This window comes from Pseudomonas sp. S3_E10, assembly GCF_054667615.1.
Genome location: NZ_CP162743.1, coordinates 5,696,768 through 5,722,000 on the forward strand (window position 1 = coordinate 5,696,768; position 25,233 = coordinate 5,722,000).

Sequence of the window (25,233 nt, forward strand, 5' to 3'; positions counted from 1 at the left end):
CTCCTCAACGGTCGGCATGGCCGTTGCGCTCGAGCTTTTTTCCGCAGACGTTCTCGAATCGGTGCTGCCACTGTGGGAAGAGTTCGCAGGCAAGTGAGCGCATGGTTTCCAGGGCCGCAGGCGCCAATCTTCCCGCCGGACGCCAAGTCTCCACGCGATGCACCGCCTGCCACTGCATAGCCGCACGTGGGTAAGCTTCAAGGGCCGGCACAACGGTGTTGAGGACCTGAATGTCCGGTTGCTTGTTGAAGATTTCCCGTAGGGATTGCTGAATCAGCCGAGCGTTGGCCGAGACCGGGTGGACCCGATTGATCAAGATATGCAGCGGCGGGTTCGGAACACCCAGGTATTGATAGGGCGCAAGGTCCCTCAACAACTTCAATGTGCCGCGCTGTAGTTCACGCGCAGCAAGGATTTCCGGTGTCACCGGCGACAGCACTTCATCAGCCGCGAGGATGGCCATCTCCAGCATTACATTGCGAGCACCCTGGGTGTCTATCAGCATCAGGTCGTAGTGGGGGATGAACACCGAGAGCAGATTGCGCAGGCGCAAGCGACCGTCTGGGGCATGCAGCAACAAGGTATTGAGTTGGTTTTGGTCATCGTTGGACAGCACCAAGTCCAGGTGCCGGATACGGGTGTGGCAAATCAATTCATCAAGTCGAGACTCGTTGAATGCCAGCAATTCATAGATGCCGCAGGGCGCTCGCCACTCCAGCTTGAAGTAGCTTGAAAGCGTCGGTTGGATATCCAGATCCAACATCACCACCCGCAGCCCTGCATCGGCCGCGATCCCACCGAGGTTGGCAACGACAGTGGTTTTGCCCACGCCGCCCTTGGTACAGCCAATCACCAATACGTGCATGGCGGTCACCGGTGCTCAGCGAGGCGCTCGCTGATCCAGCAGTTGATTTCATGGGAGTCCCAACCGACTGCGCGTAAACCGATGCGTTTGGCTGCGGGGAAGCGGCCTTCCTTCATCAGGTTATAGAGATGCGAGCGCTTGAAACCGGTGATGCGCTCGACTTCGTCGCGGCGCAGGATGCGGCGGTCGGTGGTGGTGGGTTCGTTAAGCATGGTGTGTACTCCTTTTTAGCCGAGGGTCAGGGCCAGGTAGGAGCAGTGAAGGGCAGGGTGGTCCGGGTGTCATTGCAGTAAAAATTATCCAATCTTCGATGCAATTGACTCAAGCGTCCTTCAAGCGGCGTTTTGCGGCGGCGAATTTCAGATCGAGGCTGTGCTTGCTGATACCTGTAACGCTGCCGCTATGGGCGACAATTGCACTCACCAAGGCTTCCTGGCTGTTGAACACCGAGTAGGGCTTGCCGGCGGGTGAGCGCCCCAAGACCACCTGCAAGACTGCACCGAGCACACACTCGTGTCCCCGTAAACTGCGCTCGTTTAATGTCGAGCCATCGCCGATGGCTCGCAGCAGTCGATCTCGTTGCGTCACGACTTCTGCGTGAGCCTCACGCTCGGTTTGCTGGATTGTTTCCAGGGCGTTGAGTTGTACCCGTAGTGCATCCCGGTCAGCCTGCAAAACTTGGAATGAATCAGTGCTGATGGCGGGGTGAACAGCGCGTTCGATTTGATCGAATAGAAAAGCAGGCTTTTGATCGGGGAAGTGTTGCGTCATCCACTCTTTCAGGTCGATGTAGCGCACAGTGAGTAGCTCCGGTGGGACATGAATACCCGGTTCTACCGGGACGCCCAGCGAACCGAAGCGCAGTTCTCCGTTTGCGACCGCATCGTGCAGTTTTTCCAGATTCAGATAGAGACATGGCCACTGCGGGAAGGCAGTACTTAATGTGTGAGGTGCCAGGGCAAAGGCGTGCAGAATTTCTGCTTCATATTCCAGTAAGCCGCACCACCTGATTGCCGCTTCAATCGGGTGGTAGAACGGCTTGTAAGAAAGCTCACAGCTGCCTTCGACGTACATGATCAGGTCCCTTTTTATTTTGGATTCGGGGTGATGCCTGATGTGGGCGGTGGTTTACCGTCGTCTGTACTGAATTAAGTTAAGCTGTCTTATCTCGGTATGGCGCTTGCCTGTATAGCAGCGCACGTCCTGTTTTGATGGTTGAATATGCGCTTTTTTTTGTGAGATTCGATTTGAATCTATAGTATGTAAATAAACTTGGCGTATAAGGTTCGATGCCTCGTGTCGGGCCGCGAGCCGTCGAATTAGTAACTCGCGCGCTTCGAGTCACGCTGCCTTCACTCTCGGCCATTGGCGTATTCATGTGGAGTAACGTGCTCCACTCGGTTTGCCTCTAAATAGTTGCTCCACCATTGCATGAGCAGTCTGCGCTGCTCAATAAACTCAGCTTTGTGAATATACGCCGCGCGAATGCTGTTGCGTTCTCTATGGCTCATTTGCCGTTCAATCGCGGTTTCTGACCAAAGCCCTGACTCCACCAGGGCACTGCAAGCCATAGTACGAAACCCGTGCCCGCAAATGTCTGACCGGGTGTCGTAGCCCATCGTTCGCAGCGCTTTATTGACAGTGTTTTCTGACAGCGGCTTGCGCGGATTGGCATCGCCCGCGAAAACCAGTTCGAACCCGCCTGTCAGGGCTTGGATTTGTTTGAGGAGTGCAATCGCTTGGGGTGATAAGGGTACTAGATGGACGTCGCCATCCATTTTTGTACCCCGCGTAGAAAAGGCGACGCCTTCTAGAGCTGCGCGTGTATCAGGTATTTCCCAAACGGCACGCTCCAGGTCGAACTCGCACCAACGGGCGAAACGCAGTTCGCTGGAGCGAACGAACAGATGCAGTGAGAGCATCACGGTTAATCGTGTCAGTAAGCGGCCTTTGTAGTTGGCGATACGTTCCTGCAGTTCCGGCAGGCGCGATAAGGGGAGGGCCGGCCGGTGTGCCGTGCGCTGAGGTTTGATTGAACCTTCAAGATCGTAGGCAGGATTTACACTGATCAGCCGAGCGCGTTTGGCTTCGCGCATGATGTTCATCAGGTAGTTTTTTACCCTCAACGCAACATCGATCGATCCCTTTTTCTTGATTGCTTCCAGAGGTTGCAGTAGATCGTGGGTATCCAGGTCGAGGATAGATCGCGCGCCAATGCATGGGAATACATAGGTTTGGAGACGTCGCAATACGTTTTTGGCATGACCCGGGGTCCACCTTATAGACATGTCCTTGTGCCAGTTCAGAGCAACATCTTCAAAGGTTCGACCTCTTATTTCAGCTTCGATTTTAACGTTACGCTTATTTTCGACAGGGTCGATACCTTGCATCAGCAATCGCTTAGCCTCCAGACGCTTGGCACGGGCATCAGCAAGGCCGACAACGGGGTAATTGCCAAACGACGTTAGACCTTGTTTGCCGTTGGGTTTGCTATAGCGAAAGCGCCATCCCTTTCGACCCGTGGGTTGGACTAGCAGAAAAAGCCCCTCTCCATCGAAGAGCCCATAGGGACGGCTTTTAGGCTTGGCTGTGCGGCACTCAGCATCTGAGAGTGGAGTAGTAGTGCGCGACATAAGTATACAACCCGATATCGAACCGACTGATATCTCTAAATCTATACTTAAAAAGCCCGGAACTCGATAGAAACCGACGGCATGCCATAAACGAAAAAACCCGCCAAGAGGCGGGTTTTAAAGGGTTCCACGGACTTTACTGGCCGTCAGTGGAACTGGAGATGGTGCCCGAACCCGGAATCGAACCGGGACGCCCTTACGAGCGGGGGATTTTAAGTCCCATGCGTCTACCAGTTTCGCCATTCGGGCGGTAGCGCGGTTAAGCAGGGTTGGGAATATATAGATCCAGGCGCGTATGTGCAAGGTCGCACGCTAGCTTTCTTGTGCGCGGGAATGGATGAAAAAGCTCGGAAGATCAGTGAGCTACGCGGTTTTGAGGGGCGATTCGGTACTGGGGTCGAGTCGGGGGGTACTGTCTATAAATGACAGAAGAGCCTTTGAAGCCCGCGACATGTGGTCAGCCTTCCTGGCGGATGCGGGTGTAAGGTAGGCCGTGCAACCCGTGGAAATCTCAGGAAAGCGAGGTGACTATGAGCGTTCCAATGCTGAAGAAGCTGCATCTGAATGGATACCATATCGTGCAGGTCAATTACGGCCCCTGGCGAGTGTGTACGCATAGCGACCGGTTGGCGTCCTTCAATTCCCGTGAACAGGCACTGGCGTACGCCGCCACGCTGCCGGCGTACAAGGCGCGCGGCAGGCCGGTAGCCAATGATGCGTGAGGACACGTGAAAGCCCCGGTTCCGCCGGGGCTTTTGCGTATGGCGTACTGCCCCGGCGCTGATGCAGGGTTCGGTATCGTTTGCTGGCCTGTTCAACCCCAGCCGCGGGCGCTACCCTGCCACGCTTTCCATCACAAAAAGGACACGATGATGAGCGCCGAAACCCTGCTTCAAGTAGGCAGCTGCCGCTGTAACGAGGTGCGCTTTAGCCTGAGCGAGCCCCCGGTGATCACCATGGCCTGCCATTGCACCGGTTGCCAGAAGATGACCTCCAGCGCGTTTTCCCTCAGTGCGTTGTATGCCGCCGGTGCTTTCACGGTGACCCAGGGCTGCCCGGTCATTGGTGGCCTGCACGGCGTCGACCGTCACTACTTTTGCCCTCGCTGCATGAGTTGGCTGTTTACCCGGCCCCATGGCATCGACGAGTTCGTCAATGTGCGCGCGAGCCTGCTGGATAATTTCAGGGCGTACAGGCCGTTCATGGAAACCTGGACCTGCGAAAAGCTGCCCTGGGCAAATACTCCAGCGGTCGAAAGTTTCGCGAAACTGCCCGAACCCCACGACTTCCCGCGCTTGATGCAAGCCTATGCCGCGTTCGGTAAGGGCTGAGTTCAGTCGATCAGTGCCAGCAAATCAGTGTCGCCGACATCCACGCCCGCCTGGGTCAAAAGCGTTGTGACCTGGCCGCGGTGGTGGGTCTGGTGATTGAAGAAGTGCAGCAGCAGGCTCGAAAACGGCTTATCGCTCGCGACGCCACGCATGTTGCGGTAATGCAGGCGCTGGTCGAGGTCGGGCTCACGCAAGGTCTCGACCCAGTCGATGATCAGTTGGTCGAGCCAACCGCGACGGGTCGCCAGTTGCTCCAGGTCCGCGAAGGCCAAGTGCTTGAGGTCGCGGGGCATGGCGATGGCTTCCAGCGGGGCCAGTGCCGAAAAGCCTGTCGGGTGTTGGGCGAAGCGCTTGAGCCACACCGTGTCGCCCAGCGCCAGATGGTTGAGCGTGCCGAGGATCGAGCCGAAAAAGGCCTCGCGGTCCATGCGTAATTGCGCCTCTGAAAGCTGGGCGGCGGCGGCATAGACCTTGCGGTTCATCCACCGGTTGTACGCTGCCATCAGCACGATCTGTTCGATACGGTTCATGTGGTTTAAATGCCCTGAGCGGCCAGAATCGCCAGATAGATCAGCACCACGCCGCAGGCGGCATAACTGACGCGCTGCCACAGTGGCGAAGCATTTTTGCGCAAGAGGTTGACCAGGGTAGCGATCAAAAAGCATGACAACACCGAGGCCAGCATAAAACCTGCAAAAAACATCAACGTCTGACCATGGCTGGGCGTGGCGCCCACGATGCCGGACAAGGCGCTCCCCAACGCGCCCCAGTAAACAATGTTCTTCGGGTTGGCCAGGGAAATCGCGGCGCCCACCGCCAGTGCGTTTTTCCCGGAAGTGGCCGCTGCGTCGTCCATTTTTGGCAGGTGCCAGGCGTCAATCAAGCTGCGTATACCAAGCCAAGCCAGGTACAGCGCGCAGATCACCGTCAGCGGCACGCGCACGGCGTCATGCTGGATGAGCAGGGCGATGCCGGTCAGGCCGATCACCGCCCACACTGCGTCGCCCACCAGCGAGCCGATCTGCACCAACAGGGCAGGCGTGAAGCCCTGCAATAAGCCACGTCGCAGGGTCTCCGCCAGCACCGCGCCGGGCGAAAGGCAAAACACAAAACCGAATACCAGCGCGTAAAAAAAGATCGTCAGCATGCCCGCTTCCTTTCGAGAAAGTGGCAGAGCATACGTCAGCAAGGGCGCTCAAATCGACCGTTGTTTGAGCCTGGCAACGTTGTTACAACGCGGCGATACGCTCAAGTTCAATCTTCAGTTGCGCCGGGGTCAGGCTGGACAGAGGCAGGTCGAAAAGCGCTCGGCAGCGGGTTTCGATGGTATTGAGTGTCGCCTCGAACGCGGCTTCCACAATGGCGTCATCGCCCTTGACGTCAGACGGGTCCTCCAACCCCCAATGCGCCTTTACCGCAGGCCCGAAATACACCGGGCAAGCTTCACCGGCAGCTCTGTCGCACACGGTGATCAGAATGTCAGGCGGGTTGTCTTTAAAAGCGTCATTGCCTTTGCTGTACAACCCCTCGGTGCTGATACCCACAGCTTGCAGCGCGCTCAGGCTGCGCGGCAGTACCTGGCCCTTGGGGAAGCTGCCGCAGCTGAAGGCCTGGAAACCCTCCGGCGCGAGGTGATTGAACAGGGCCTCGGACAAAATACTGCGGCAGCTGTTGGCGGTACACATGAACAGGACTTTCATCTTAGATACTCAGGCGCAAGGCGAGGGCGGCGAGGGTGATCAGCAACACCGGCACGGTCAGCACTATCCCGACCTTGAAGTAGTAACCCCAGGTGATGGTAATGCCTTTACGCGCCAGGATATGCAGCCACAGCAACGTGGCGAGACTGCCGATCGGGGTGATTTTGGGGCCCAGGTCGCTGCCGATCACGTTGGCGTAGATCATGGCGTCCTTGACCACGCCCACGGCGTGGCTGGACTCGATGGACAGCGCGCCGATCAACACGGTCGGCAGGTTATTCATGGCCGAAGACAGCAAGGCCGTCAGCACGCCGGTGCCCATGGCCGCGCCCCACACGCCATAAGTGGCGAAGGTATCCAGCCAGGTCGCGAGATAGGTGGTGAGGCCGGCATTGCGCAATCCGTAGACCACCAGGTACATGCCCAGGGAAAAGATCACGATCTGCCACGGTGCGTCCTTCAAGACCTTGCGCGTGGATATTTTGTGGCCCTTGGCGGCGATCACCAGCAGCAGGACGGCGCACACGGCGGAAATCGCGCTGATGGGAATGCCCAGTGGTTCCAGGGCAAAGCAGCCTATCAACAGAATGCCCAGCACCCACCAGCCGGCCAGGAAGGTGGCGCGGTCGTGGATCGCACTGGCGGGATCGGCGAGGTCGGCGGGGTCGTAGGTGTGGGGGACGTCGCGGCGAAAGTACCCCAGCAGCACGGCCAGGGTGGCGGCCACACTCACGAAGTTGACCGGCACCATCACGGACGCGTATTCGTTGAAGCCGATCTTGAAGTAATCCGCCGAGACAATATTCACCAGGTTCGACACCACCAGCGGCAGGCTCGCCGTGTCGGCGATAAAGCCCGCGCCCATCACGAACGCCAACGTTGCCGCCGGGGAAAAGCGCAGGGCCAGCAACATCGACATCACGATGGGCGTGAGGATCAGCGCCGCCCCGTCATTGGCGAACAGCGCCGACACCAGCGCGCCGAGCAAAACCATATAGGCAAACAAACGGCGACCGCGCCCACGGCCCCAACGCGCCACATGCAGGGCGGCCCAGGCAAAAAAACCGGCCTCATCGAGCAGCAGGCTGATGATGATCAGCGCGACAAACGTACCGGTGGCGTTCCAGATGATGTGCCATACCACCGGGATATCCGCCAGGCTGATCACGCCGCAGGCCAAGGCCAGGATCGCGCCCAGTGTGGCGCTCCAGCCAACACCCAGGCCCTTGGGCTGCCAGATGACCAGAATGATGGTGACGATAAAAATCGCGATCGCGACAAGCATGAATAAACGCTCCGATGGCTCAGCAGCAGGTGCTGGCCCGTTGTGGTCTGTCGCCCATTGCATCCAGACGCTGGGCGTCGTTATGCAACCATGGCTGGTTGGCTTGCAGGGTGGTGTCCAGCAGTTGGGTGACCCAGTCAGGCAGTGCCGGATTGATGCGGTAGTAGATCCATTGCCCTTGGCGACGGTCCAGCAATAACCCGCCTTTGCGCAGTTGCGCCAGGTGGCGGGAGATTTTTGGCTGGCTGTCGTCCAGAGCATGGATCAACTCGCACACGCAAAGTTCGCCTTCACGCAGAATCAGCAGGGTGATCCGGGCGCGAGTGGCGTCCGCCAGGCATTTGAACAGGGCGGGCGGGGAAAAGAAGTCGGACATGTTCAACGTCGGTATAGAGGGGGGCGAATATATGGAATTGCGTATATGTAGGTCAAATCCTGTTTTGCGTTGACGTGGATCAAAGGTCGTCGAATCAACCACAAGTGATTGAAATTAAACTGAAACATGAATGTCCTAAAGTGCCTGCCCATTGCTGATGAAGGAAGACCCGCGTGACCCGAGCCACTCGCAACCTGCGCAAAACCCTGGATTCCGTCGCGGAAAATAACGAAACCGCGGCGTTCGACCTGATGCGCGCCGTGGAGAAACTCGCCGATGAAGTGTTGCGTCAACGCCTGCTCAATACCATTCACCGGCTCAACCAGGACGCCTATGAACTGCGTGAGGCGCGTGATTCGGTGGAGCAGGTGTCGGTAAAACTCGCCTGAGCAAGATCGTTCAAGACATCTTTTATTTGCGCTGGCATGCTCGTCGACTGTTCGTTGATGAGTCGTTTTCCATGCCTGCTGCCATACCTCATTACGGCTTCGCTCGCGGCGCCATCGCCGCTATCCCCCTGTCCCTGGCCTGCGCGCCCTGGGGGTTGCTCGCCGGTTCCATGGCCATCGATGCGCAATTTACCCCGCTGCAGGCCCAAGGCTTGTCCGCCATCGTGTTTGCCGGTGCGGCGCAGTTGGTAGCCATCGGCATGGTCAAGAGCGGCGCCAGCCTGATTTCCATCGTGCTCACCACCTTGTTGCTGACCTCCCAGCATTTGCTCTACGGCATGCACCTGCGTCCGGTTCTTTCGCCGCTCAAGACCCGGTGGCGCATGAGCCTGGGCTTTTTGCTCACCGATGAATTCTTCGCGCTGGTCAGTCATTTTGACCGCCAGACCTTCAACCGCTGGTATGCATTGGGCGTGGGCCTGACGTTCTATATCATCTGGAACCTGTTCACCCTCGCCGGCATCGTGCTGGGTAAAAGCATTCCGGGGCTTGACCAGTTGGGCCTGGAGTTCTCGATTGCCGCGACCTTTATTGCCTTGATCACGCCCGTGGTGCGCGATGTGCCGACGGTGGTCTGCGTGGCCGTGGCCCTGCTGTGTTCGGTGTGGCTGAGTTATCTGCATTGGGAGTCGGCGGTGGTGGTGTCCGGCGTGCTGGGCATGAGCGCAGGGTTTGCCTGCAAGCGACTGGGAGTCGGGCAGCCATGATTTATCTGATGATCGTGGCCATGGGCCTGGTGGTGTTTTTTAATCGTTACCTGTTTATCGAGCCGCGCCTGCCGGTGCGCCTCAACCGCGGCGCGCGCGAGTTTCTGGGGTTTGCGGTACCGGGCATGCTCACGGCGATCTGCGGACCGATCATTTTTTTGCCCGATCACCAGCTCAACCTGAGCCCGGCCAATCCGTATTTACTGGCGGGTATCTGCGCGATAGGCCTGATGTACTGGACGCGCAGTGTGTTGATTACCGTGCTGCTGAGCATGGCGTTGTTTTATCTGTTTCGCTGGTGGGTCTGACGCGCAGGCGTAAAAAAGCCCGCGGGAGGGCGGGCAGAAGGAAGACTTCTAAAAATGAGCCTGGCCACTATAGGTAGTGAGTTCTTCCTTCACAGTGAAACAAAGTTCATGCAGGCGGCAGTCAACGCCATTGCAATGGTACAGTCGCGTTTTTTCAAGGAAGCGATGGCATGCGAAAGGTGGTCATGGGCGCATTGGTACTGGCAGCACTGGCCGGTTGCGCGGGTTCGAAGATGAAAGACGCGCGCGCGGGCACGCCCTACAAAACCCTGGCGTCGGATAAAACCACCCTGGTGGTTGCCGAGTGCGTTCAGTTTGGCTGGCAGGATGAAAGCGTGTTTGGCGTGGACGCCGGTGGTTTCAAGGAGCCGAGCGGGGCGGGCGGTTTTACCGTGTACACCACGGGCGGCGATTACTTCGTGGACGTGCAAAGCGCCGGTAGCGGATCGTCCGTCAAGTATTACGCCGCTGCCGACGGCATGCCCGCCAAGCGTCGTTTGGCCGCATTGGCGACCTGCCTGTAATCCCGTGCCTTAGGCATATTCGGAAATGCCCGGCACGACAGCCGCCGGACATTCGCTTATTATTCACACCGCTCGCCCGAGGTAATGGCTCTTTACCAGTACACGGACGTCGAGGCCAGCACGTCGGGCGAGCATCCTTCTTCTAGCGCGGCATAAACCCCAAATGCCAACGCCGAGGGATCTTCAGTGTCAAGACCCCCAGTGCCCCGGCCAACACGCCACTGACCAGCAACGCCTTCAGGCCCATCTGCTGCTCCAACAGCGCACCGATCACCGCGCCCACAAACATGCCGCCCCACGGGATCAGTTGCACCCGCCACCCGTTGCGGCGCTCCCCCAGCATCCAGCGGCCCAGGCCACGACCAAAGCGCGACAGTGCCCCCGTGACGTAGGTCAGCCCCACCGGTAAACCATTCACCTCTTCCACCGCCGCGTTGAGCATACCCATCGCCGTGATTGCCGCCAGCAAAGCGGGCAAGGCATCCTCGAACGGCCACAGCGCGCCCGCGCACAGCAATGTGGCGATGCACAGCAGCAATGGCAGTGCATGCCGCCGCCCGAAGCGGCTGACCACCACCCCCAACGCATTGCCGACAACGAAGGTGGCAACCAGCAGCAGCAGGCGTCCTGTCAAACCGAGATCACCGGCGCTGATCGCCACCGCCAGGCGCGTGGTGTTACCGCTCATGAACGACACGAAGTCACCGCTGGCCATAAAGCCAATGGCGTCGGTCATGCCGGCCAGCACCGAGAGGCTGGCCACCAGCATCAAGCCGACCCGACCGCGCCAGCGCTGTTGATGAGCAAGCGCGGCATTGGCGAACGGCTTGTGGGACGAAGGCAGCATGGGCCGTGCTCCTCAAGTGAGATTATCCGGCCACTACGGTAGGACGCTTTGCTGACGTGCGCAATGATCTCAGACAGCTTTAAGTTGCACCGCCTAACGTCCCTTGGCGAGCTGCTCAAGGAACATGGCCAGCGCGACTTCCTCGGCCTTGAGCCCCTTGCGCTTGCGCGGCTTGGGCAGTTTCGACAGCTCGCCCAGGCTGAAATGCTCTAGCACGGCGGGGTGGATATAACACTTGCGGCACACCGCCGGTGTATTGCCCAGTTGCCTGGCGACGTCCTTAACCATCGCCACCACGTGCCGCTTGGCTTCGGATTCGGGCTGCCATTGCAGTTCGCGCAGTACCGCCAGCGCCATGGCGGTACCGGCCCAGGTGCGGTAATCCTTGGCGGTGAAGTCGGCGCCGGTCAGGCTGTGCAGGTAGGCGTTTACATCGTGGGAACTGACGGTGTGACGCTCTCCCTCTTCATCCAGGTACTGGAACAGGTTCTGCCCCGGCAATTCCATGCAGCGCCGGACCACCGTGGCCAGGCGCCGATCCCTGACGCTGACCTGATGCTCCACGCCACTCTTGCCACGGAACTGGAACTTGATTTCGCTGCCCTTGATACCCACATGGCGGTTGCGCAGGGTGGTCAACCCGTAGGACTTGTTGTCGCGCGCGTACTGGGTGTTGCCGACGCGGATCAACGTGGCGTCCAGCAGCATCACCACCGTGGCCAGGACTTTCTCGCGGGTAAAGCCGGGTTCCGCCAGTTGCGCTTGCAACCGCTTGCGCAATGGGGGCAGCGCCTTGCCGAACGCCTGCAGGCGCGAGTACTTATCGCTGTCGCGCACTTCACGCCAGCGCGGGTGATAGCGGTATTGCTTACGCCCACGCGCGTCGCGGCCGGTGGCTTGCAGATGGCCGCGCGGGTCGGCGCAGATCCACACATCGGTGTAGGCGGGGGGCACGGCCAGGGCGTTGAGACGCTTGATTTGGTCAGCGTCGTTGATGCGCTCACCCTTGGCATCGAAATACTGGAACTTGCCGCGTACTTTCTTGCGGCGGATACCGGGCTGGGTGTCGTCAACGTAATGCAAATCGCGGGGTAGATCGGCGGGCAACGCAGAGTCGGGCATGGGCGGGTTCCTTGGCAACACATCAGGCCGGTATGTCTGATTGACCGCAGCCCTGTGCGGTCGTGCCAAATAGTTATGCGAGCACGGCGACCGCCTTGATTTGCGCCCACAACGCCTGGCCCGGGTGCAGTTGCAACTGATCGCGGGAGAAGCGCGTGATACGTGCCAGCAATGGCGTGCCGGCAGCCTCCAGGCGTACCAGCACATGGGCGCTGTTGTCCGCGGCTATTTCGTCGGTCACCGTCACCGGCAGGCGGTTGAGGATGCTGCTGTGTTCTTCGGCCTGCAGGCTCAGGCTCACGTCCCGCGCCTGCACCTTGACCCGCAACGCTTTGCCGACGGCCAGTGGCGCATGAGCGATGCGCATTGGCAGGGCGCTGCCAGGCAGTTGCAGCGTCAGCAGTTGATAATGCGCGTCATAGGCGCTGACGGTGCCGTTGATCATCACACCGGCGTCGTCGCCCCGTGCCAGCGGCAGGTCGAGCCGCGCCAGGGTCTCGCCGATGGGGCCGCTGGCCAGGGCCTTGCCGGCGCTGAGCAGCACGATGTGATCGGCCAGGCGCGCCACTTCATCCTGGGCGTGGCTGACGTACAGCACGGGAATATCCAGTTCATCGTGCAGGCGCTCCAGATATGGCAGGATCTCGCCCTTGCGCTGGCTGTCGAGGGCGGCCAGCGGTTCATCCATCAGCAGCAGTGTTGGGCTGGTGAGCAAAGCCCGGGCGATACCGACGCGCTGGCGTTCACCGCCGGAGAGGAACAAGGGGTTGCGCTCCAGCAGATGGCCGATGCCCAAGAGCTCGGTGGCTTGGGCCATGTCCACGCGGCGCTGCTGGCGGGGGATGCGCTTGAGGCCGAATTCCAGGTTGGCGCGCACCGACAGATGCGGGAACAGGCTGGCTTCCTGGAACACGTAGCCCAGGGCGCGTTTATGCGGGGCCACGAATAACCCGGTGCGGCTGTCCTGCCAGACCTCATCGTTGACCTGGATAAAACCGTCGTGCGCACGCGCAAGCCCGGCGATGCAGCGCAGGCAGGTGGTTTTGCCGGAGCCGGAGTGCCCGTACAACGCCGTCACGCCGCGCCCCGGCAGATGCAGGTCGACCTCTAGGGCGAAGTCGGGGTATTTGAGTTGCAGGCGTACGTCAATCGTCGACATCAGTTCCAGCCCATCCTGGTTTTACGGCTGGAGTACAGCGCCAGCAACACAAGAAACGCAAACACCAGCATGGCCCCGGCAAGCCAATGAGCCTGGGCATATTCCATGGCTTCGACATGGTCGTAGATCTGCACCGAGACCACGCGGGTCCTGTCCGGAATATTGCCGCCGATCATCAATACCACGCCGAACTCACCGACCGTATGGGCGAACCCGAGGATGGCCGCGGTGATAAACCCTGGGCGTGCCAGTGGCAAAATGACGGTAAAGAAGGTGTCCCAGGGATTGGCGCGCAAGGTCGCGGCCACTTCCAACGGGCGAGTGCCGATGGCGCTGAAGGCGTTTTGCAACGGCTGCACCACAAACGGCATCGAATAGATCACTGAGCCGATCACCAAACCGGTGAAGCTGAAGGTGAGGGTGCCCAGCCCCAGCCACTGAGTGAACTGGCCGACGTAACCGTTTGGGCCCATGGTCAGCAGCAGATAAAAGCCAATCACCGTAGGTGGCAGCACCAGTGGCAGGGCGACGATCGCGCCGATGGGGCCACGCCACCACGAGCGGGTGCGCGACAGCCACAGGGCAATCGGAGTGCCGATGACCAAGAGGATCACTGTGGTCAGCGAAGCCAGTTTGATGGTCAACCAGATGGCGGAAAAATCGGCACTCGATAGCGGCATTTATAACTCGTAACCGTAGGATTTGATAACCGCCGCGGCTTTGGGACCTTTGAGGTATTCAACCAGCGCTTTGGCAGCGGCGCTGTCTTTGCCTTTGTTGAGGATCACCGCGTCCTGTTTGATCGGGTCGTGCATGGAGGCGGGGACGATCCATGCAGAGCCGCGGCTGACTTTGCCGTCTTTGTAGATCTGCGACAAGGCCACGAACCCCAACTCGGCGTTACCGGTAGACACGAACTGATAGGCCTGGGTGATGTTCTGGCCTTCAACCAGCTTGGCCTTGACCTGCTCGGTCAGGCCTTCTTTGGCCACAACTTGGGTCGCGGCCAGGCCGTACGGCGCGGCTTTCGGGTTGGCGATGGACAGGTGCTTGAAGTCATTTTTCTTCAAGACCTCACCGTTGGCGTCTACATAGCCTTCTTTAGCCGACCACAGCGCCAACGTGCCCACGGCATAAGTAAAGCGCGAGCCCTTGACGGTGGCGCCTTCGTCTTCGAGTTTTTTCGGGGTGGCGTCGTCGGCGCTCAGGAACACCTCGAACGGCGCGCCGTTTTTGATCTGCGTGTAAAACTGCCCGGTAGCACCATAGGCCGCGACCAGCGTGTGGCCGGTGTCCTTCTGGAAGTCGGCGGCAATCGCCTGGATCGGCGCGGTGAAGTTGGCGGCCACGGCCACCTGGACTTCATCGGCGCTGGCCGAGCCGGCCGCGAACGCGGCGACCAGCACGGCCAGGCGTGAGGCGTGAATCATCATGGAGCAGCTCCTTGGGATGTACGGCAGGTGGGTAGAAGGGCTAACCGCTATGTACGCGAATATATAGCGGTTGGTCTTTGCCGGTACAGCGCAATGTTGCCGCAGGTGGCTGGGTTACGTGAGTTTGGCCAGGGCTTGTTCGGCCAACTCGCGGGTCAGCTCATAGGTGGCCAGGTCCTTGCCCAGGCGCAGTGCCTGGCCCGACCAGAGGTTGCTGAAACCCGCTTCATCCTTGGCCTTGAGCGGCATCAACGCTCCGCCGGCCTTGGGAAATGCCGGCGCCGCCGGATTGATCGCACCCAATTCACGCATCAGCCGGTTGACGATGCCCCGCGCCGGGCGGCCAGTGAACAGGTTGGTGAGTGCAGTTTCGCTGGCCTGGGCGTGGCGCAACGCATGGTGATGGGCGGCGGTTACATTCGCTTCGGGGGTGAACAGGTATGCAGTGCCGATCTGCACGGCCGAAGCACCCAGGGCGAACGCCGCGACGATCCCGCGTGCATCGCCGATACCGCCGGCGGCGATCACCGGTACGCTCACGGCGTCCACAACCTGGGGTAGCAGGGCGAACAAGCCGATCTGCGTATTGAGATCGTCGCTGAGAAACAAGCCGCGATGCCCGCCCGCTTCGATGCCCATGGCGATGATTGCGTCGCAGCCATGGGCTTGCAGCCAGACCGCCTCTTCCACAGTGGTGGCAGAGGACAGCACCTTGGCGCCCGTGGCTTTTACCCGCTCCAGCAGGGATTTTTCCGGCAGGCCAAAGTGAAAGCTGACGACCTCAGGGCGAAACTCTTCGACGACCTGGCAGGCGGCATCGTTGAACGGCGCGCGGTTGGACACCGGCGTTGGCGCATCAAAATCGGCGCCCAATTCGCGGTAGTACGGTTCCAGCAGCGCTTTCCAGCGTTGGTCCCGCGCGTCGTCAACGGAAGGCGGTTGATGGCAGAAAAAATTGACGTTGATCGGTCGATCGCTGGCCTGGCGGATGGTGGTCAGCGCGTCACGCAGTTGTTCAATACTCAGCGCGGCAGCCGGCATGGAACCCAGCGCGCCAGCACGGTTGGCGGCGATTACCATGGCGGGGGTGGTGCCAACGGCCATGGGGGCCTGGATGATAGGGACCTCGATACCCAGCAGGTCGAGAATGCGCGTGTCTGGCCAGGTGCCCATGTTATGCGTCTCCAGCGTTAGTCGGTTTCTTCGCTGTTTTAGCAGGGCCATCGCTGCGCGGCCAGTCTGTTTTATTCACTGGACGACGCAGGTTTTTCGTGCGGTTCAATCGCCGCGTTCGCGCTCCAGCAATTGGCGCTTGCGTTCCACCCCCCAGCGGTAGCCCGACACATCACCGTTGCTGCGCACCACGCGATGACACGGGATTGCCACTGCCAGGCGGTTGGCTCCGCAGGCCTGGGCCACCGCACGAAACGACGTGGGTGCGCCGATCTTTTCGGCGATTTGCGCATAGCTGGCCGTGCTGCCCAGCGGAATTTCGCGCAAGGCTTGCCATACCCGCTCCTGAAACGCGGTGCCGCGCACATCCAGCGGCAGGTCCAGGCCCAGGGCGGGCGCTTCGATAAAACCCACCACCTGCGCGATCAACTGTTCGAAGCGGCGGTCGGCGCCCACCAGGTCGGCCTTGGGGAATTGGTCCTGCAGTTCGCGCACCAGTTGCTCGGGGTCATCTCCCAGCAGGATCGCACACACGCCGCGGGCGCTCTGTGCCACCAGGATCGCCCCCAGCGAACATTGGCCCACCGCGAACAGAATCTCGTTGTGGGCGCCGCCGGCCCTGTAATCGCTGGGTTTCATGCCCAGCAACTGATCGGCCGAGGCATAAAAACGACTGTTGGAATTGAAGCCTGCGTCATACAGCGCATCGGTCACCGTATGTTGGCCCTTGAGCCCGGCGCGCACTTTGCGTGAGCGGTGTGCGCTGGCGTAAGCCTTGGGCGTCAGCCCCGTGACGGCCTTGAATACACGGTGGAAGTGAAACGGGCTCAGGCCCGCCAACTTGGCCAGGGCATCAAGGCTGAGCGGGGTGTCGGCCTGCTCGATATGGCGGCAGGCCATGGCCACCCGTTGCGCATGCTGCGCTGCCCGCTGGGTCTGGTCGCCGACGGCACGCTTACTGGGCCGATAGCCTGCCGCTTCGGCTTGGGCGGGAGTGTCGAAAAACTCGATATTTTCCGGGCGCGGCAAACGCGAAGCACTGCTGGGGCGACAGTACACGCCGGTGGTTTTCACACCGTAGACGAACAGCGTATCGGCCTTGGGGTCGCGGGTGAGGATCGCAGCCCAGCGTGGATCTTGTTCGGTAGTCATGGCAGGCACTCGTTACAGGTCCTGGGCAGATTAGCCGCCTCGTAAAAACCTGGCACTCCGAAGCTTGCGCTCAAATCAGCCGGCGGTGCGCAAGGTGAGGTTGATGCGTTGCCGTCCCATGCGGGGGTGCACGCCCTCCTTGATGGGCATTACGCCATGAAAACGCAGGCGATCAACCCCGCCCCACACCACCACATCGCCATGAAACAACGAAATCTTTTGCGGCTTGTCACTACGCGCATGGCCGCCAAACAGAAAAACTGCCGGCAGCCCGAGGGACACCGACACGACTGGCGCGCTGTAGTCTCGTTCGTTCTTGTCCTGGTGCAGGGACATTTTCGCGCCGGGGACATAGCGGTTGATCAAGCAGGCATCCGGGGCGAAATCGTTGAAGCCGGCGTCGGCTGCCGCCAGCACCGCCAGTTCGCGCAATGCGTCGGGCAGGGCCGGCCAGGGTTGCTGGCTGCGCGGGTCCAGCGGGCTGTAGCGGTAGCCTCTGGTATCGGTGGTCCAGCCCAGTTCTCCACAGCTACTCAACGCAGCCGACATGGTAAAGCCGCCCGGAGTGACCATTTGCCGAAACGGGGATTGAGCCAGCACGCGGCGTAGCTCAGGTAGAAGCCGCTCAACCCAGGGCAGGGCGTAAGCCCGTAGCACGTAGGACTGTTCGCCGATTTGCTCGCGCCCGGCGGGTTGTTGCAGGGCGTCGTCGGGGAACAGATCGGCAGTGGGGCCGGGCATGCCTTACAACGCCTTACTCACGGTGATGTCAGTGATTTCATCGCTGGCATCGTGGATTTTCGCCAAGGCTTGCTTGGCTTCTTCCAGGCTATTGCTCGTCAGTTGGGCGAACTCAAAACGGCGTTCGCCGTTGAGTTTGTACTTGATTACATATTTGGTAGTGGCAGTCACGGCTATTTCCTATGGCGCGTTCGGATCAGCTCAGCTTGGTGCTGGTACGACGAACGATACGAATCTTGTGGGACAACGCAGGCTTGCGGGTGACGCTGATCGCCCGACGCGTGACCACGTCCAGAGTGATATTCCAGAACCCGGTGCTGGGCGCGGTGATCTTGGCGGGAAACTTGTCGAACGCACCGCCGTGGTAAGTGTGGCGACCGCCATTCTTGAAGCTGCGAAAGTTCGCATCGCTCATCAGGCGGATATTGCAGGTTTGCGAGCATTCGATGACGACGATATCTCCCTCGTTGAGGTGCTCGCGCTGGTGGATGAATTTCATGAGGGTGTCTCCAGAAGGGCTTTTTCTGAAAAATCAGAACGATACGTAGGTTAAGATGGAGTTTATCAGCCCCAGCGCGTTTATTATCGGCCCGTCTGCAATGACGTCGACAATTTAAAACAGTTATTTACCGAGTTATCAGGGATAAATCCTACGTGTGCGGGAGAAAATTACCATCCCCGCTGTCGTAGGGTCTTTATTGGAGGTTTTGTATGAAGTGGAGTGTGTTGGTGCTGGCCTTGGCGATAGGTGGGTGTGCTTCGGTTGCAGATATCAAGCAGACCCCGCCGACGTTGGCCGTCATTTCCGGGAAGAAGCCCCAGGAATACGCCGCGTGTGTGATACAGAAATTATCGGCTACCCGCCGTCCGCCGCAGATCGAACCGCACAAAGAAGGTGTGCGCGTGATCGTGCCGCAGAAATTTTCGGCCGACCCTTCGGCCATTTTCGAGATTGACGAGCGCTCCAGTGGCAGCAGTATCAAGCTTTACGAGAGCATGTCCAACGTGCCGATCCGCCCGGGCGATGTGAAAAAAGCCGGGGAAGAGTGCATTTCCGGCTGATGCCGTCGTGGAAAAACCAGATATGAAGCGTGAACACGTCAAAGCCCGCCATGCCGAGGGTGAAATCTCGGCTACCCATGTCATCCAGAACCCTGCCCACCTCGGTGAGTGGATCGTGTTCTTCAAGAAAAGTGGCGGGCGCAGCTTTTTCCTGGTGGACGAGCAAGACGAAGTCGAGTCTTTTGCCAGCCTTGACGAGCTGACCGAGCTACTTCGGGAGCTGGGTATCAAATTTGCCGAGATTCACTTGTAGGCGAGGGTTACTTGCAGACCACCACCACACTGCGACTTTTGTAGTTGCCCACATCCTGGCCCAGGGTCTTGTCGCTTTCTTTAAGCGATGGCGTGCCCTCGGTGCCGACAATGCGATAGCCGGTGCCGGCGCAAGAGGCATCGGCTTTTTCGTAGCAACTGGCCCAGGAATTGGCTTCGCCGGAGCAATCGATGGTCAGGCCTTGCTCGCCGTTTTTCAGGTAAACATCGGAAGTGGTGGTGCAGCCGGCGAGTGCCAGAACCGCTGTCAGTGCCAGGAGTTTGTTCATAGGTGTTCGTCGTCGAGGGTGTGGGAAGGCGCTGACACTATCGTGGGGCGTTTTCGGCAGGTTATAGCGAACTGCCATCAAGGTACAGAGTGATACAAAAAAAGCCCCGTCAAACGGGGCTTGTTGCGCGGGGGCTGAAGACTTATTTGCCCTTCGGTCGCTTGCTCGACGCGTGGCCGGCTTCATCCACGAACACTTCGGCTACCGCTATCGCCATGCTTTCTGTCTCGAAAACGCCAGCGACGCTGTCTCCGTGAAAGTTGATCAGGTGCCAGCCGTCCGCTCGCTTGGTGATCAGGTAGCCGTTCACGCCTTTTGGTTCTGACATCTATTAACAATCTCGTCTGGTCTGATTCAAGGGCCTAATGATAGCGCCAAATCTCACGAAGCCGCGTAAGTTATTCCAAGTCAGTGTTCCGGCTGAAAAAGCGTGCTAAAAAGACGGCTTACCATGGAAATGATGCGTGACCGGCAATTTTTGCCAAGGCGGTAGGAAGGTCTTTGTAAGATAAGTGGAACTTACGCTGACATTTTTTCTCTATGATGACATCGCAACGCCAGCAGCTGCCATTGTAAGGTGGCTGCGGCCTGATTAGACTGCGCCGAATTTCGTACGCACAGCCCTTTGTAAGGACCCATATGATCAAGAAATGCTTGTTCCCAGCAGCCGGTTACGGCACTCGCTTCTTGCCAGCGACCAAGGCCATGCCCAAAGAAATGCTGCCGGTGGTGAACAAGCCACTGATTCAGTACGGCGTGGAAGAAGCTCTGGATGCCGGTCTGAACGAAATTTCCATCGTCACCGGCCGTGGTAAGCGCGCGCTGGAAGACCACTTCGACATCAGCTACGAGCTGGAAAACCAGATCAAGGGCACCGACAAGGAAAAATACCTGGTCGGCATCCGTAAGCTGCTCGACGAGTGCTCGTTCTCCTACACCCGTCAGACCCAGATGAAAGGCCTTGGCCATGCGATTCTTACCGGCCGACCGCTGATCGGTGACGAACCGTTCGCTGTGGTCTTGGCGGATGACCTGTGCGTTAACCTGGAAGGTGATGGCGTACTGACCCAGATGGTCAAGCTGTATCAGAAATACCGCTGCACCATCGTTGCGGTCATGGAAGTGAACCCGACCGAAACCAACAAATACGGCGTTATCGCCGGTGACGACATTGGTGATGGCCTGATCCGCGTGCGTGACATGGTTGAAAAACCTGCGCCCGAAGATGCTCCGTCAAACCTGGCGATCATTGGTCGTTACATCCTGACTCCGGACATTTTCAAGCTGATCGAAGAAACCGAGCCAGGCAAAGGCGGCGAGATCCAGATCACCGACGCCCTGTTGAAGCAAGCCAAAGACGGCTGCGTGATTGCCTACAAGTTCAAGGGCCAGCGTTTCGACTGCGGCGGCGCTGAAGGCTACATCGAAGCCACCAACTTCTGCTACGAGCACTTCTACAAGACTGGCAAGGCTTATTGATTCACGCTTGCCCATGCGTTTGTAAGAGAAAGCCACCTTCGGGTGGCTTTTTCGTTTTTCAGCCCCATGTAAGTCGGTATGCTGACGGCCTGCCGAGGAGAGTGAAATGGCCTACGATTTTGACTTGTATGTAATTGGCGCCGGTTCCGGCGGTGTTCGCGCGGCGCGCTTTGCCGCCGGCTTTGGTGCCAAGGTGGCTGTGGCCGAAAGCCGCTACCTGGGCGGTACTTGCGTCAACGTCGGCTGCGTGCCGAAAAAGCTGTTGGTGTACGGCGCGCATTTTGCCGAAGATTTCGAGCAAGCCAGCGGCTTCGGTTGGTCGCTGGGCGAGGCGAATTTTGACTGGGCTACGCTGATTGCCAACAAGGATCGCGAAATCAATCGCCTGAATGGGATCTACCGCAACCTGCTGGTTAACAGTGGCGTGACGCTGCATGAAGGGCATGCACGGCTTGTTGATGCGCATCAAGTTGAGGTCAATGGCGAACGCTTTACCGCCAAGCATATTCTGATCGCCACCGGCGGCTGGCCGCAGATTCCGGAGATTCCAGGGCGTGAACATGCCATCGGCTCCAATGAGGCATTTTTCCTCAAAACGCTGCCTAAGCGCGTGTTGGTAGTTGGTGGTGGTTACATCGCTGTCGAGTTTGCCGGTATTTTCCACGGGTTGGGCGCCCAGACTTCATTGCTGTATCGCGGCGACCTGTTCCTGCGTGGCTTCGACGGTTCGGTGCGCACCCATCTAAAAGAAGAGCTGACCAAGCGTGGCCTGGACCTGCAATTCAATGCCGACATCGAGCGCATCGACAAGCAAACGGATGGCAGCCTCAAGGCCACGCTCAAAGACGGTCGCGTGCTGGAGGCCGATTGTGTGTTCTATGCCACTGGCCGTCGCCCGATGCTGGACAACCTTGGGCTGGAGAGCACGGGCGTGAAACTCGACAAGCGTGGCTTCGTCGAAGTGGACGACCTGTACCAGACCGCCGAGTCGTCCATCCTGGCTATCGGCGATGTGATCGGTCGCGTGCAGTTAACGCCGGTTGCCCTGGCTGAAGGCATGGCTGTGGCGCGTCGTTTGTTCAAGCCAGAGCAGTATCGCCCGGTGGATTACACGATGATCCCCACGGCGGTGTTCAGCCTGCCCAATATTGGTACGGTGGGCCTGACTGAAGAAGAGGCGAAAGAGAAGGGCCACAAGGTGCAGATCTTCGAGAGCCGTTTCCGGCCGATGAAACTGACCCTCACGGACTGCCAGGAAAAGACCTTGATGAAACTGGTGGTCGATGCCGACACCGACAAAGTGCTGGGCTGCCATATGGTCGGCCCGGATGCCGGTGAGATCGTCCAGGGCCTGGCGATCGCGCTCAAGGCGGGCGCGACCAAGCAGCATTTCGATGACACCATCGGCGTGCACCCCACGGCGGCGGAAGAGTTTGTCACCATGCGCACACCTGTGGCGCACTGATCAGGTTTCAGGTGTTGCCTCTGGCGCCGTTGCAACGACGGCCGCCAGGCGCAATGCCTCGATACTGGCCTGGGCCTTGATAAGGTCTAGCTCCAGCCCTTTGTTGGCCTGCTGAAGCTCACTCAGCGCGTGCTGGCGTGACTCGCTTTGCATGGTTGCAACCCGCAGGCGCTCCTGCAGCAGGGTGCGTTCGCCGTCGATCTTGCTTACCTGTTCGCTCAGCTTAAGTTGCTGGGCCTGGTCCTTGCGCACTTGCTCTTGCAGCGTCGCCAACTCCTTGGTGGTTACCCGGTGCTCGATCAGCAGTCGCTCGTTGTCGCGATGCAACTGGGTGATCTCATCCTGGCGCACCATTGCGCTTTGCTGGGCTTGGCGCAGTTCTGCCTGTATCTGCTGCAACTGGCCTTCGTGGCGCCGCTGCTCCTGCTCGCGCTGTTCCTTGATTGCGTTGCGATAGTGTTCAAGCGCTTCGCGGGCGTGCAGGTGCTTGTCTTCCAGCGAACGGATCTGTTCGTCCTTGTCATTAATGCGCAATTCGTAATCGCTGCACGCCTGGCTTAGCCCGGCGTTACGGGTTTGTTCGATCTGCAGGCTGGTTCTGGCGGTTTGCAGAGCGGCACTTTCTTCCGCAAGCGCCGCACCCTGGATATCGAATTGTTGCTGCAGCTGGCCGTGGGTCTCTTCAAGCGATTTCAGCTGGGCGAGCAGGGCGGTTTTTTGTTGTTCGAACTGCGACAGAGCTAGGTCAATCGGCTCTTGGGCCTTCTCTTTCAGGCGCTGGGACAGACGCGCGACCAACTCAGCCAGCTCATCGTCAATCGGGGCTTGAGCGATGGTCAGGCGGGTTTCGCTGTCGTCCAGCTCTTTCAAGTAGCGGTGGATCGTTGTTTTCGAGCCGGTATTGCCCATCTCGATGCGTACAGCATCAATGCTGGGGTTTTCGCCGCGAGCGAGGATCGCCAGGCGTGCCGCTTGAACCACTGCTTTGTTTATTCCGCCGCGTGCCATGGGGTCTCCGTCGATTTGGTACTGTAATATGTAGTATGTAGTTACATACTATAACACTATCCAAAGCTCGTTCAAATTCGGCCGATTCACAGATGGGATATTGGCGTATTATCCCGTGTCAAAAACCGTTAGGGCGCTATGCAGCCCCCAAATAGTACGAATAGGCCTCCCATGAGCGATCTGGATCGTTACCTCAATGCCGCCACCCGCGATAACACCCGGCGTAGCTATCGCGCTGCCATCGAGCACTTCGAGGTGAGTTGGGGTGGTTTCCTGCCGGCCACCAGTGACAGTGTGGCGCGCTACCTGGTGGCCCATGCAGGCGTGTTGGCGGTCAACACCTTGAAGCTGCGGCTTTCGGCGTTGGCGCAATGGCACACCAGCCAGGGTTTTGCCGACCCGACAAAAACACCGGTGGTGCGCAAGGTGCTCAAAGGGATTCGGGCCGTGCACCCAGCTCAGGAGAAACAAGCCGAGCCGTTGCAGCTCAAGCATCTGGAGCAGGTGGTGGCGTCCCTTGATAGCGAAGCGCGCGAAGCGGGCGAGGCTCAGGATCAACCTCGGCTGCTGCGCGCCAAGCGTGATAACGCGTTAATTCTGCTGGGCTTTTGGCGCGGCTTTCGCAGCGATGAGTTGTGCCGACTGAGTATCGAACACGTTCAGGCCACGCCCGGCGCCGGTATCAGCCTGTACCTGCCGCGCAGCAAAAGCGACCGCGACAACCTCGGCAAGACGTATCACACCCCGGCGCTGCTGCGCTTGTGCCCGGTGCAAGCCTATACCGAGTGGCTCAGCGCGTCGGGGTTGGTGCGTGGCCCGGTGTTTCGGGGCATTGATCGCTGGGGCAACCTGGGGGAGGAGGGCCTGCACCCCAACAGCCTGATCCCGTTATTGCGCCAGGCGCTTGAGCGTGCGGGCATCGCCGCCGAGCAATACACCAGCCATTCCTTGCGCCGGGGCTTCGCCACATGGGCGCATCGCAGCGGCTGGGATTTGAAGTCGTTGATGAGTTACGTCGGCTGGAGCGACATGAAATCCGCCATGCGCTATGTTGAATCCACACCTTTTCTCGGTATGACGTTGGCGACCCAGCCGCTGCTTTGAGTTTTCTTCTATTAATACAGTCGTCTGATAGCGAAAACCAATCGTCAGCATCAGGTTTGCCAATGAGCCATCAGTCAAGAGAGTGGGTAGGATTCACTTCATCAACTTCTTAACCCCTGACGGAGAGTCAACGATGCCTATCATCAACAGCCAAGTAAAACCGTTCAAAGCCACCGCATTCAAAAACGGCAGCTTCGTAGATGTGACCGACGCTGACCTGAAAGGCAAATGGTCCGTAGTGTTCTTCTACCCGGCCGACTTCACCTTCGTTTGCCCAACCGAGCTGGAAGACCTGGCTGACAACTACGCCGAATTCCAGAAACTGGGCGTCGAGATCTACAGCGTGTCCACCGACACCCACTTTGCCCACGCTGCCTGGCATAACACTTCGCCAGCCATCGGCAAGATCCAGTACACCATGATCGGCGACCCAACCCTGACCATCTCCCGCAACTTCGACGTACTGATCGAAGAAGCTGGCCTGGCAGACCGCGGCACGTTCGTGATCAACCCAGAAGGTCAGATCAAGATCGTTGAATTGAACGACGGTGGTGTCGGTCGTGACGCTTCTGAGCTGCTGCGCAAAATCAAAGCCGCCCAGTACGTTGCTGCCCACCCAGGCGAAGTCTGCCCAGCCAAGTGGAAAGAAGGCGAGGCCACTCTGGCTCCGTCCCTGGACCTGGTCGGCAAGATCTAAGTCTGTGAAGTCTCAAGGGCGGTATTCCGCACTTAAGTAAGCTGCATCCGCCCTCTGAACGCCCGGGCGAG

Annotated in this window: 34 protein-coding genes and 1 tRNA gene; 12 read left to right on the plus strand and 23 right to left on the minus strand. The window is 59.1% G+C overall.

Annotated features, from left to right (window positions below; translation table 11 throughout):
• Positions 1–4: 4 nt before the first annotated feature.
• The 5 genes from AB4N98_RS26090 to AB4N98_RS26110 form a co-directional block, all read right to left on the minus strand.
• A complete protein-coding gene (locus AB4N98_RS26090; RefSeq protein WP_460149055.1) occupies positions 5–865 on the minus strand; it encodes a ParA family protein in 861 nt (286 codons plus the stop codon).
• Between the two features lie 5 nt (positions 866–870).
• On the minus strand, positions 871–1,077 hold the full coding sequence (locus AB4N98_RS26095; RefSeq protein ID WP_150675550.1) for a helix-turn-helix transcriptional regulator: 207 nt from the start codon (positions 1,075–1,077) through the stop codon (positions 871–873).
• Positions 1,078–1,186: 109 nt separating this feature from the next.
• Positions 1,187–1,939: a hypothetical protein gene (locus AB4N98_RS26100; RefSeq protein ID WP_460149056.1), complete on the minus strand. Its 753-nt coding sequence runs from the start codon at positions 1,937–1,939 to the stop codon at positions 1,187–1,189.
• A 278-nt stretch (positions 1,940–2,217) separates the two neighbouring features.
• On the minus strand, positions 2,218–3,498 hold the full coding sequence (locus AB4N98_RS26105) for a tyrosine-type recombinase/integrase (protein WP_460149057.1): 1,281 nt from the start codon (positions 3,496–3,498) through the stop codon (positions 2,218–2,220).
• 162 nt (positions 3,499–3,660) lie between these two features.
• Positions 3,661–3,747 (minus strand) — tRNA-Leu (locus AB4N98_RS26110).
• Between the two features lie 281 nt (positions 3,748–4,028).
• Here AB4N98_RS26110 and AB4N98_RS26115 point away from each other — a divergent pair.
• Together AB4N98_RS26115 and AB4N98_RS26120 are read left to right on the plus strand one after the other, a co-directional pair.
• Positions 4,029–4,220 carry a DUF2188 domain-containing protein gene (locus AB4N98_RS26115; RefSeq protein ID WP_083221580.1) on the plus strand — a complete coding sequence of 64 codons (192 nt, stop codon included), beginning with the start codon at positions 4,029–4,031 and terminating at the stop codon, positions 4,218–4,220.
• Positions 4,221–4,370: 150 nt separating this feature from the next.
• Positions 4,371–4,829 (plus strand): GFA family protein, encoded by a 459-nt coding sequence (locus AB4N98_RS26120; RefSeq protein WP_017528104.1) that lies wholly within the window; start codon positions 4,371–4,373, stop codon positions 4,827–4,829.
• 2 nt (positions 4,830–4,831) lie between these two features.
• Here AB4N98_RS26120 and AB4N98_RS26125 read toward each other — a convergent pair whose 3' ends face one another.
• The 5 genes from AB4N98_RS26125 to AB4N98_RS26145 form a co-directional block, all read right to left on the minus strand.
• The gene (locus AB4N98_RS26125; RefSeq protein WP_065879036.1) at positions 4,832–5,359 is read right to left on the minus strand and encodes a DinB family protein; all 528 of its coding nucleotides are present in this window, start codon (positions 5,357–5,359) and stop codon (positions 4,832–4,834) included.
• Between the two features lie 5 nt (positions 5,360–5,364).
• On the minus strand, positions 5,365–5,976 hold the full coding sequence (locus tag AB4N98_RS26130) for a LysE family transporter (RefSeq protein ID WP_017528102.1): 612 nt from the start codon (positions 5,974–5,976) through the stop codon (positions 5,365–5,367).
• A gap of 82 nt (positions 5,977–6,058) precedes the next feature.
• Positions 6,059–6,529 carry an arsenate reductase ArsC gene (locus AB4N98_RS26135; protein WP_017528101.1) on the minus strand — a complete coding sequence of 157 codons (471 nt, stop codon included), beginning with the start codon at positions 6,527–6,529 and terminating at the stop codon, positions 6,059–6,061.
• A gap of 1 nt (position 6,530) precedes the next feature.
• Positions 6,531–7,814: an arsenic transporter gene (locus AB4N98_RS26140; protein ID WP_017528100.1), complete on the minus strand. Its 1,284-nt coding sequence runs from the start codon at positions 7,812–7,814 to the stop codon at positions 6,531–6,533.
• A gap of 19 nt (positions 7,815–7,833) precedes the next feature.
• Positions 7,834–8,190 (minus strand): metalloregulator ArsR/SmtB family transcription factor, encoded by a 357-nt coding sequence (locus AB4N98_RS26145; RefSeq protein WP_116078745.1) that lies wholly within the window; start codon positions 8,188–8,190, stop codon positions 7,834–7,836.
• Between the two features lie 173 nt (positions 8,191–8,363).
• On the opposite strand from AB4N98_RS26145, the gene AB4N98_RS26150 reads away from it, so the two are divergent.
• From AB4N98_RS26150 to AB4N98_RS26165, 4 genes are all read left to right on the plus strand, one after another.
• Positions 8,364–8,579 (plus strand): hypothetical protein, encoded by a 216-nt coding sequence (locus AB4N98_RS26150; protein WP_017528098.1) that lies wholly within the window; start codon positions 8,364–8,366, stop codon positions 8,577–8,579.
• A 71-nt stretch (positions 8,580–8,650) separates the two neighbouring features.
• Positions 8,651–9,346: an AzlC family ABC transporter permease gene (locus AB4N98_RS26155; RefSeq protein ID WP_065879037.1), complete on the plus strand. Its 696-nt coding sequence runs from the start codon at positions 8,651–8,653 to the stop codon at positions 9,344–9,346.
• Entirely contained in the window at positions 9,343–9,654 is a 312-nt protein-coding gene (locus tag AB4N98_RS26160) for an AzlD domain-containing protein (RefSeq protein ID WP_065879038.1), read from the plus strand. Before AB4N98_RS26155 ends, AB4N98_RS26160 begins: the two co-directional genes overlap by 4 nt.
• A 170-nt stretch (positions 9,655–9,824) precedes the next feature.
• The gene (locus AB4N98_RS26165) at positions 9,825–10,178 is read left to right on the plus strand and encodes a hypothetical protein (RefSeq protein ID WP_026067277.1); all 354 of its coding nucleotides are present in this window, start codon (positions 9,825–9,827) and stop codon (positions 10,176–10,178) included.
• 142 nt (positions 10,179–10,320) lie between these two features.
• On the opposite strand, the gene AB4N98_RS26170 is transcribed toward AB4N98_RS26165, so the two are convergent.
• The 10 genes from AB4N98_RS26170 to AB4N98_RS26215 all read right to left on the minus strand — a co-directional run bounded on the left by AB4N98_RS26170 (position 10,321) and on the right by AB4N98_RS26215 (position 18,304).
• Entirely contained in the window at positions 10,321–11,025 is a 705-nt protein-coding gene (locus AB4N98_RS26170) for a YoaK family protein (protein ID WP_017528094.1), read from the minus strand.
• A gap of 93 nt (positions 11,026–11,118) precedes the next feature.
• A complete protein-coding gene (locus AB4N98_RS26175) occupies positions 11,119–12,147 on the minus strand; it encodes a DNA topoisomerase IB (RefSeq protein WP_065879039.1) in 1,029 nt (342 codons plus the stop codon).
• Positions 12,148–12,220: 73 nt separating this feature from the next.
• Positions 12,221–13,306: a molybdenum ABC transporter ATP-binding protein gene (gene modC / locus AB4N98_RS26180; RefSeq protein WP_065879040.1), complete on the minus strand. Its 1,086-nt coding sequence runs from the start codon at positions 13,304–13,306 to the stop codon at positions 12,221–12,223.
• Positions 13,306–13,986, minus strand: a complete 681-nt coding sequence (gene modB / locus AB4N98_RS26185; RefSeq protein ID WP_065879041.1) for a molybdate ABC transporter permease subunit — start codon at positions 13,984–13,986, stop codon at positions 13,306–13,308. Before modB ends, modC begins: the two co-directional genes overlap by 1 nt.
• Positions 13,987–14,739 carry a molybdate ABC transporter substrate-binding protein gene (gene modA, locus AB4N98_RS26190; RefSeq protein ID WP_065879042.1) on the minus strand — a complete coding sequence of 251 codons (753 nt, stop codon included), beginning with the start codon at positions 14,737–14,739 and terminating at the stop codon, positions 13,987–13,989.
• 114 nt (positions 14,740–14,853) lie between these two features.
• Positions 14,854–15,912, minus strand: a complete 1,059-nt coding sequence (locus tag AB4N98_RS26195; RefSeq protein WP_017528089.1) for an NAD(P)H-dependent flavin oxidoreductase — start codon at positions 15,910–15,912, stop codon at positions 14,854–14,856.
• Positions 15,913–16,017: 105 nt separating this feature from the next.
• Complete coding sequence (gene ada, locus AB4N98_RS26200; RefSeq protein WP_017528088.1) at positions 16,018–17,064, minus strand: bifunctional DNA-binding transcriptional regulator/O6-methylguanine-DNA methyltransferase Ada; 1,047 nt, start codon at positions 17,062–17,064, stop codon at positions 16,018–16,020.
• A gap of 75 nt (positions 17,065–17,139) precedes the next feature.
• Complete coding sequence (gene alkB / locus AB4N98_RS26205; RefSeq protein WP_460149059.1) at positions 17,140–17,805, minus strand: DNA oxidative demethylase AlkB; 666 nt, start codon at positions 17,803–17,805, stop codon at positions 17,140–17,142.
• A 3-nt stretch (positions 17,806–17,808) separates the two neighbouring features.
• A complete protein-coding gene (locus tag AB4N98_RS26210) occupies positions 17,809–17,976 on the minus strand; it encodes a hypothetical protein (protein ID WP_017528086.1) in 168 nt (55 codons plus the stop codon).
• Between the two features lie 25 nt (positions 17,977–18,001).
• The gene (locus tag AB4N98_RS26215; protein WP_003173824.1) at positions 18,002–18,304 is read right to left on the minus strand and encodes a DUF1883 domain-containing protein; all 303 of its coding nucleotides are present in this window, start codon (positions 18,302–18,304) and stop codon (positions 18,002–18,004) included.
• Positions 18,305–18,516: 212 nt separating this feature from the next.
• On the opposite strand from AB4N98_RS26215, the gene AB4N98_RS26220 reads away from it, so the two are divergent.
• Both AB4N98_RS26220 and AB4N98_RS26225 read left to right on the plus strand, forming a co-directional pair.
• Positions 18,517–18,867, plus strand: a complete 351-nt coding sequence (locus AB4N98_RS26220; RefSeq protein ID WP_017528085.1) for a hypothetical protein — start codon at positions 18,517–18,519, stop codon at positions 18,865–18,867.
• A gap of 22 nt (positions 18,868–18,889) precedes the next feature.
• Positions 18,890–19,120 carry a hypothetical protein gene (locus tag AB4N98_RS26225; RefSeq protein ID WP_017528084.1) on the plus strand — a complete coding sequence of 77 codons (231 nt, stop codon included), beginning with the start codon at positions 18,890–18,892 and terminating at the stop codon, positions 19,118–19,120.
• Positions 19,121–19,127: 7 nt separating this feature from the next.
• Here AB4N98_RS26225 and AB4N98_RS26230 read toward each other — a convergent pair whose 3' ends face one another.
• Both AB4N98_RS26230 and AB4N98_RS26235 read right to left on the minus strand, forming a co-directional pair.
• Positions 19,128–19,409, minus strand: coding sequence for a hypothetical protein (locus AB4N98_RS26230; protein ID WP_017528083.1), 282 nt, complete (start codon positions 19,407–19,409; stop codon positions 19,128–19,130).
• A 142-nt stretch (positions 19,410–19,551) separates the two neighbouring features.
• Positions 19,552–19,737: a hypothetical protein gene (locus tag AB4N98_RS26235; protein WP_017528082.1), complete on the minus strand. Its 186-nt coding sequence runs from the start codon at positions 19,735–19,737 to the stop codon at positions 19,552–19,554.
• Between the two features lie 311 nt (positions 19,738–20,048).
• On the opposite strand from AB4N98_RS26235, the gene galU reads away from it, so the two are divergent.
• Both galU and gorA read left to right on the plus strand, forming a co-directional pair.
• Positions 20,049–20,888: a UTP--glucose-1-phosphate uridylyltransferase GalU gene (galU, locus tag AB4N98_RS26240; protein WP_003173830.1), complete on the plus strand. Its 840-nt coding sequence runs from the start codon at positions 20,049–20,051 to the stop codon at positions 20,886–20,888.
• A 106-nt stretch (positions 20,889–20,994) separates the two neighbouring features.
• Positions 20,995–22,353, plus strand: a complete 1,359-nt coding sequence (gorA, locus tag AB4N98_RS26245; protein WP_065879044.1) for a glutathione-disulfide reductase — start codon at positions 20,995–20,997, stop codon at positions 22,351–22,353.
• Here gorA and AB4N98_RS26250 read toward each other — a convergent pair whose 3' ends face one another.
• Entirely contained in the window at positions 22,354–23,361 is a 1,008-nt protein-coding gene (locus AB4N98_RS26250) for a DNA-binding protein (protein WP_068931862.1), read from the minus strand.
• 171 nt (positions 23,362–23,532) lie between these two features.
• Here AB4N98_RS26250 and AB4N98_RS26255 point away from each other — a divergent pair, with 171 nt between their 5' ends.
• Both AB4N98_RS26255 and ahpC read left to right on the plus strand, forming a co-directional pair.
• Positions 23,533–24,465, plus strand: a complete 933-nt coding sequence (locus tag AB4N98_RS26255) for a site-specific integrase (RefSeq protein WP_137220111.1) — start codon at positions 23,533–23,535, stop codon at positions 24,463–24,465.
• Between the two features lie 133 nt (positions 24,466–24,598).
• Positions 24,599–25,162 (plus strand): alkyl hydroperoxide reductase subunit C, encoded by a 564-nt coding sequence (ahpC, locus tag AB4N98_RS26260; protein ID WP_003191303.1) that lies wholly within the window; start codon positions 24,599–24,601, stop codon positions 25,160–25,162.
• Positions 25,163–25,233: the final 71 nt, after the last annotated feature.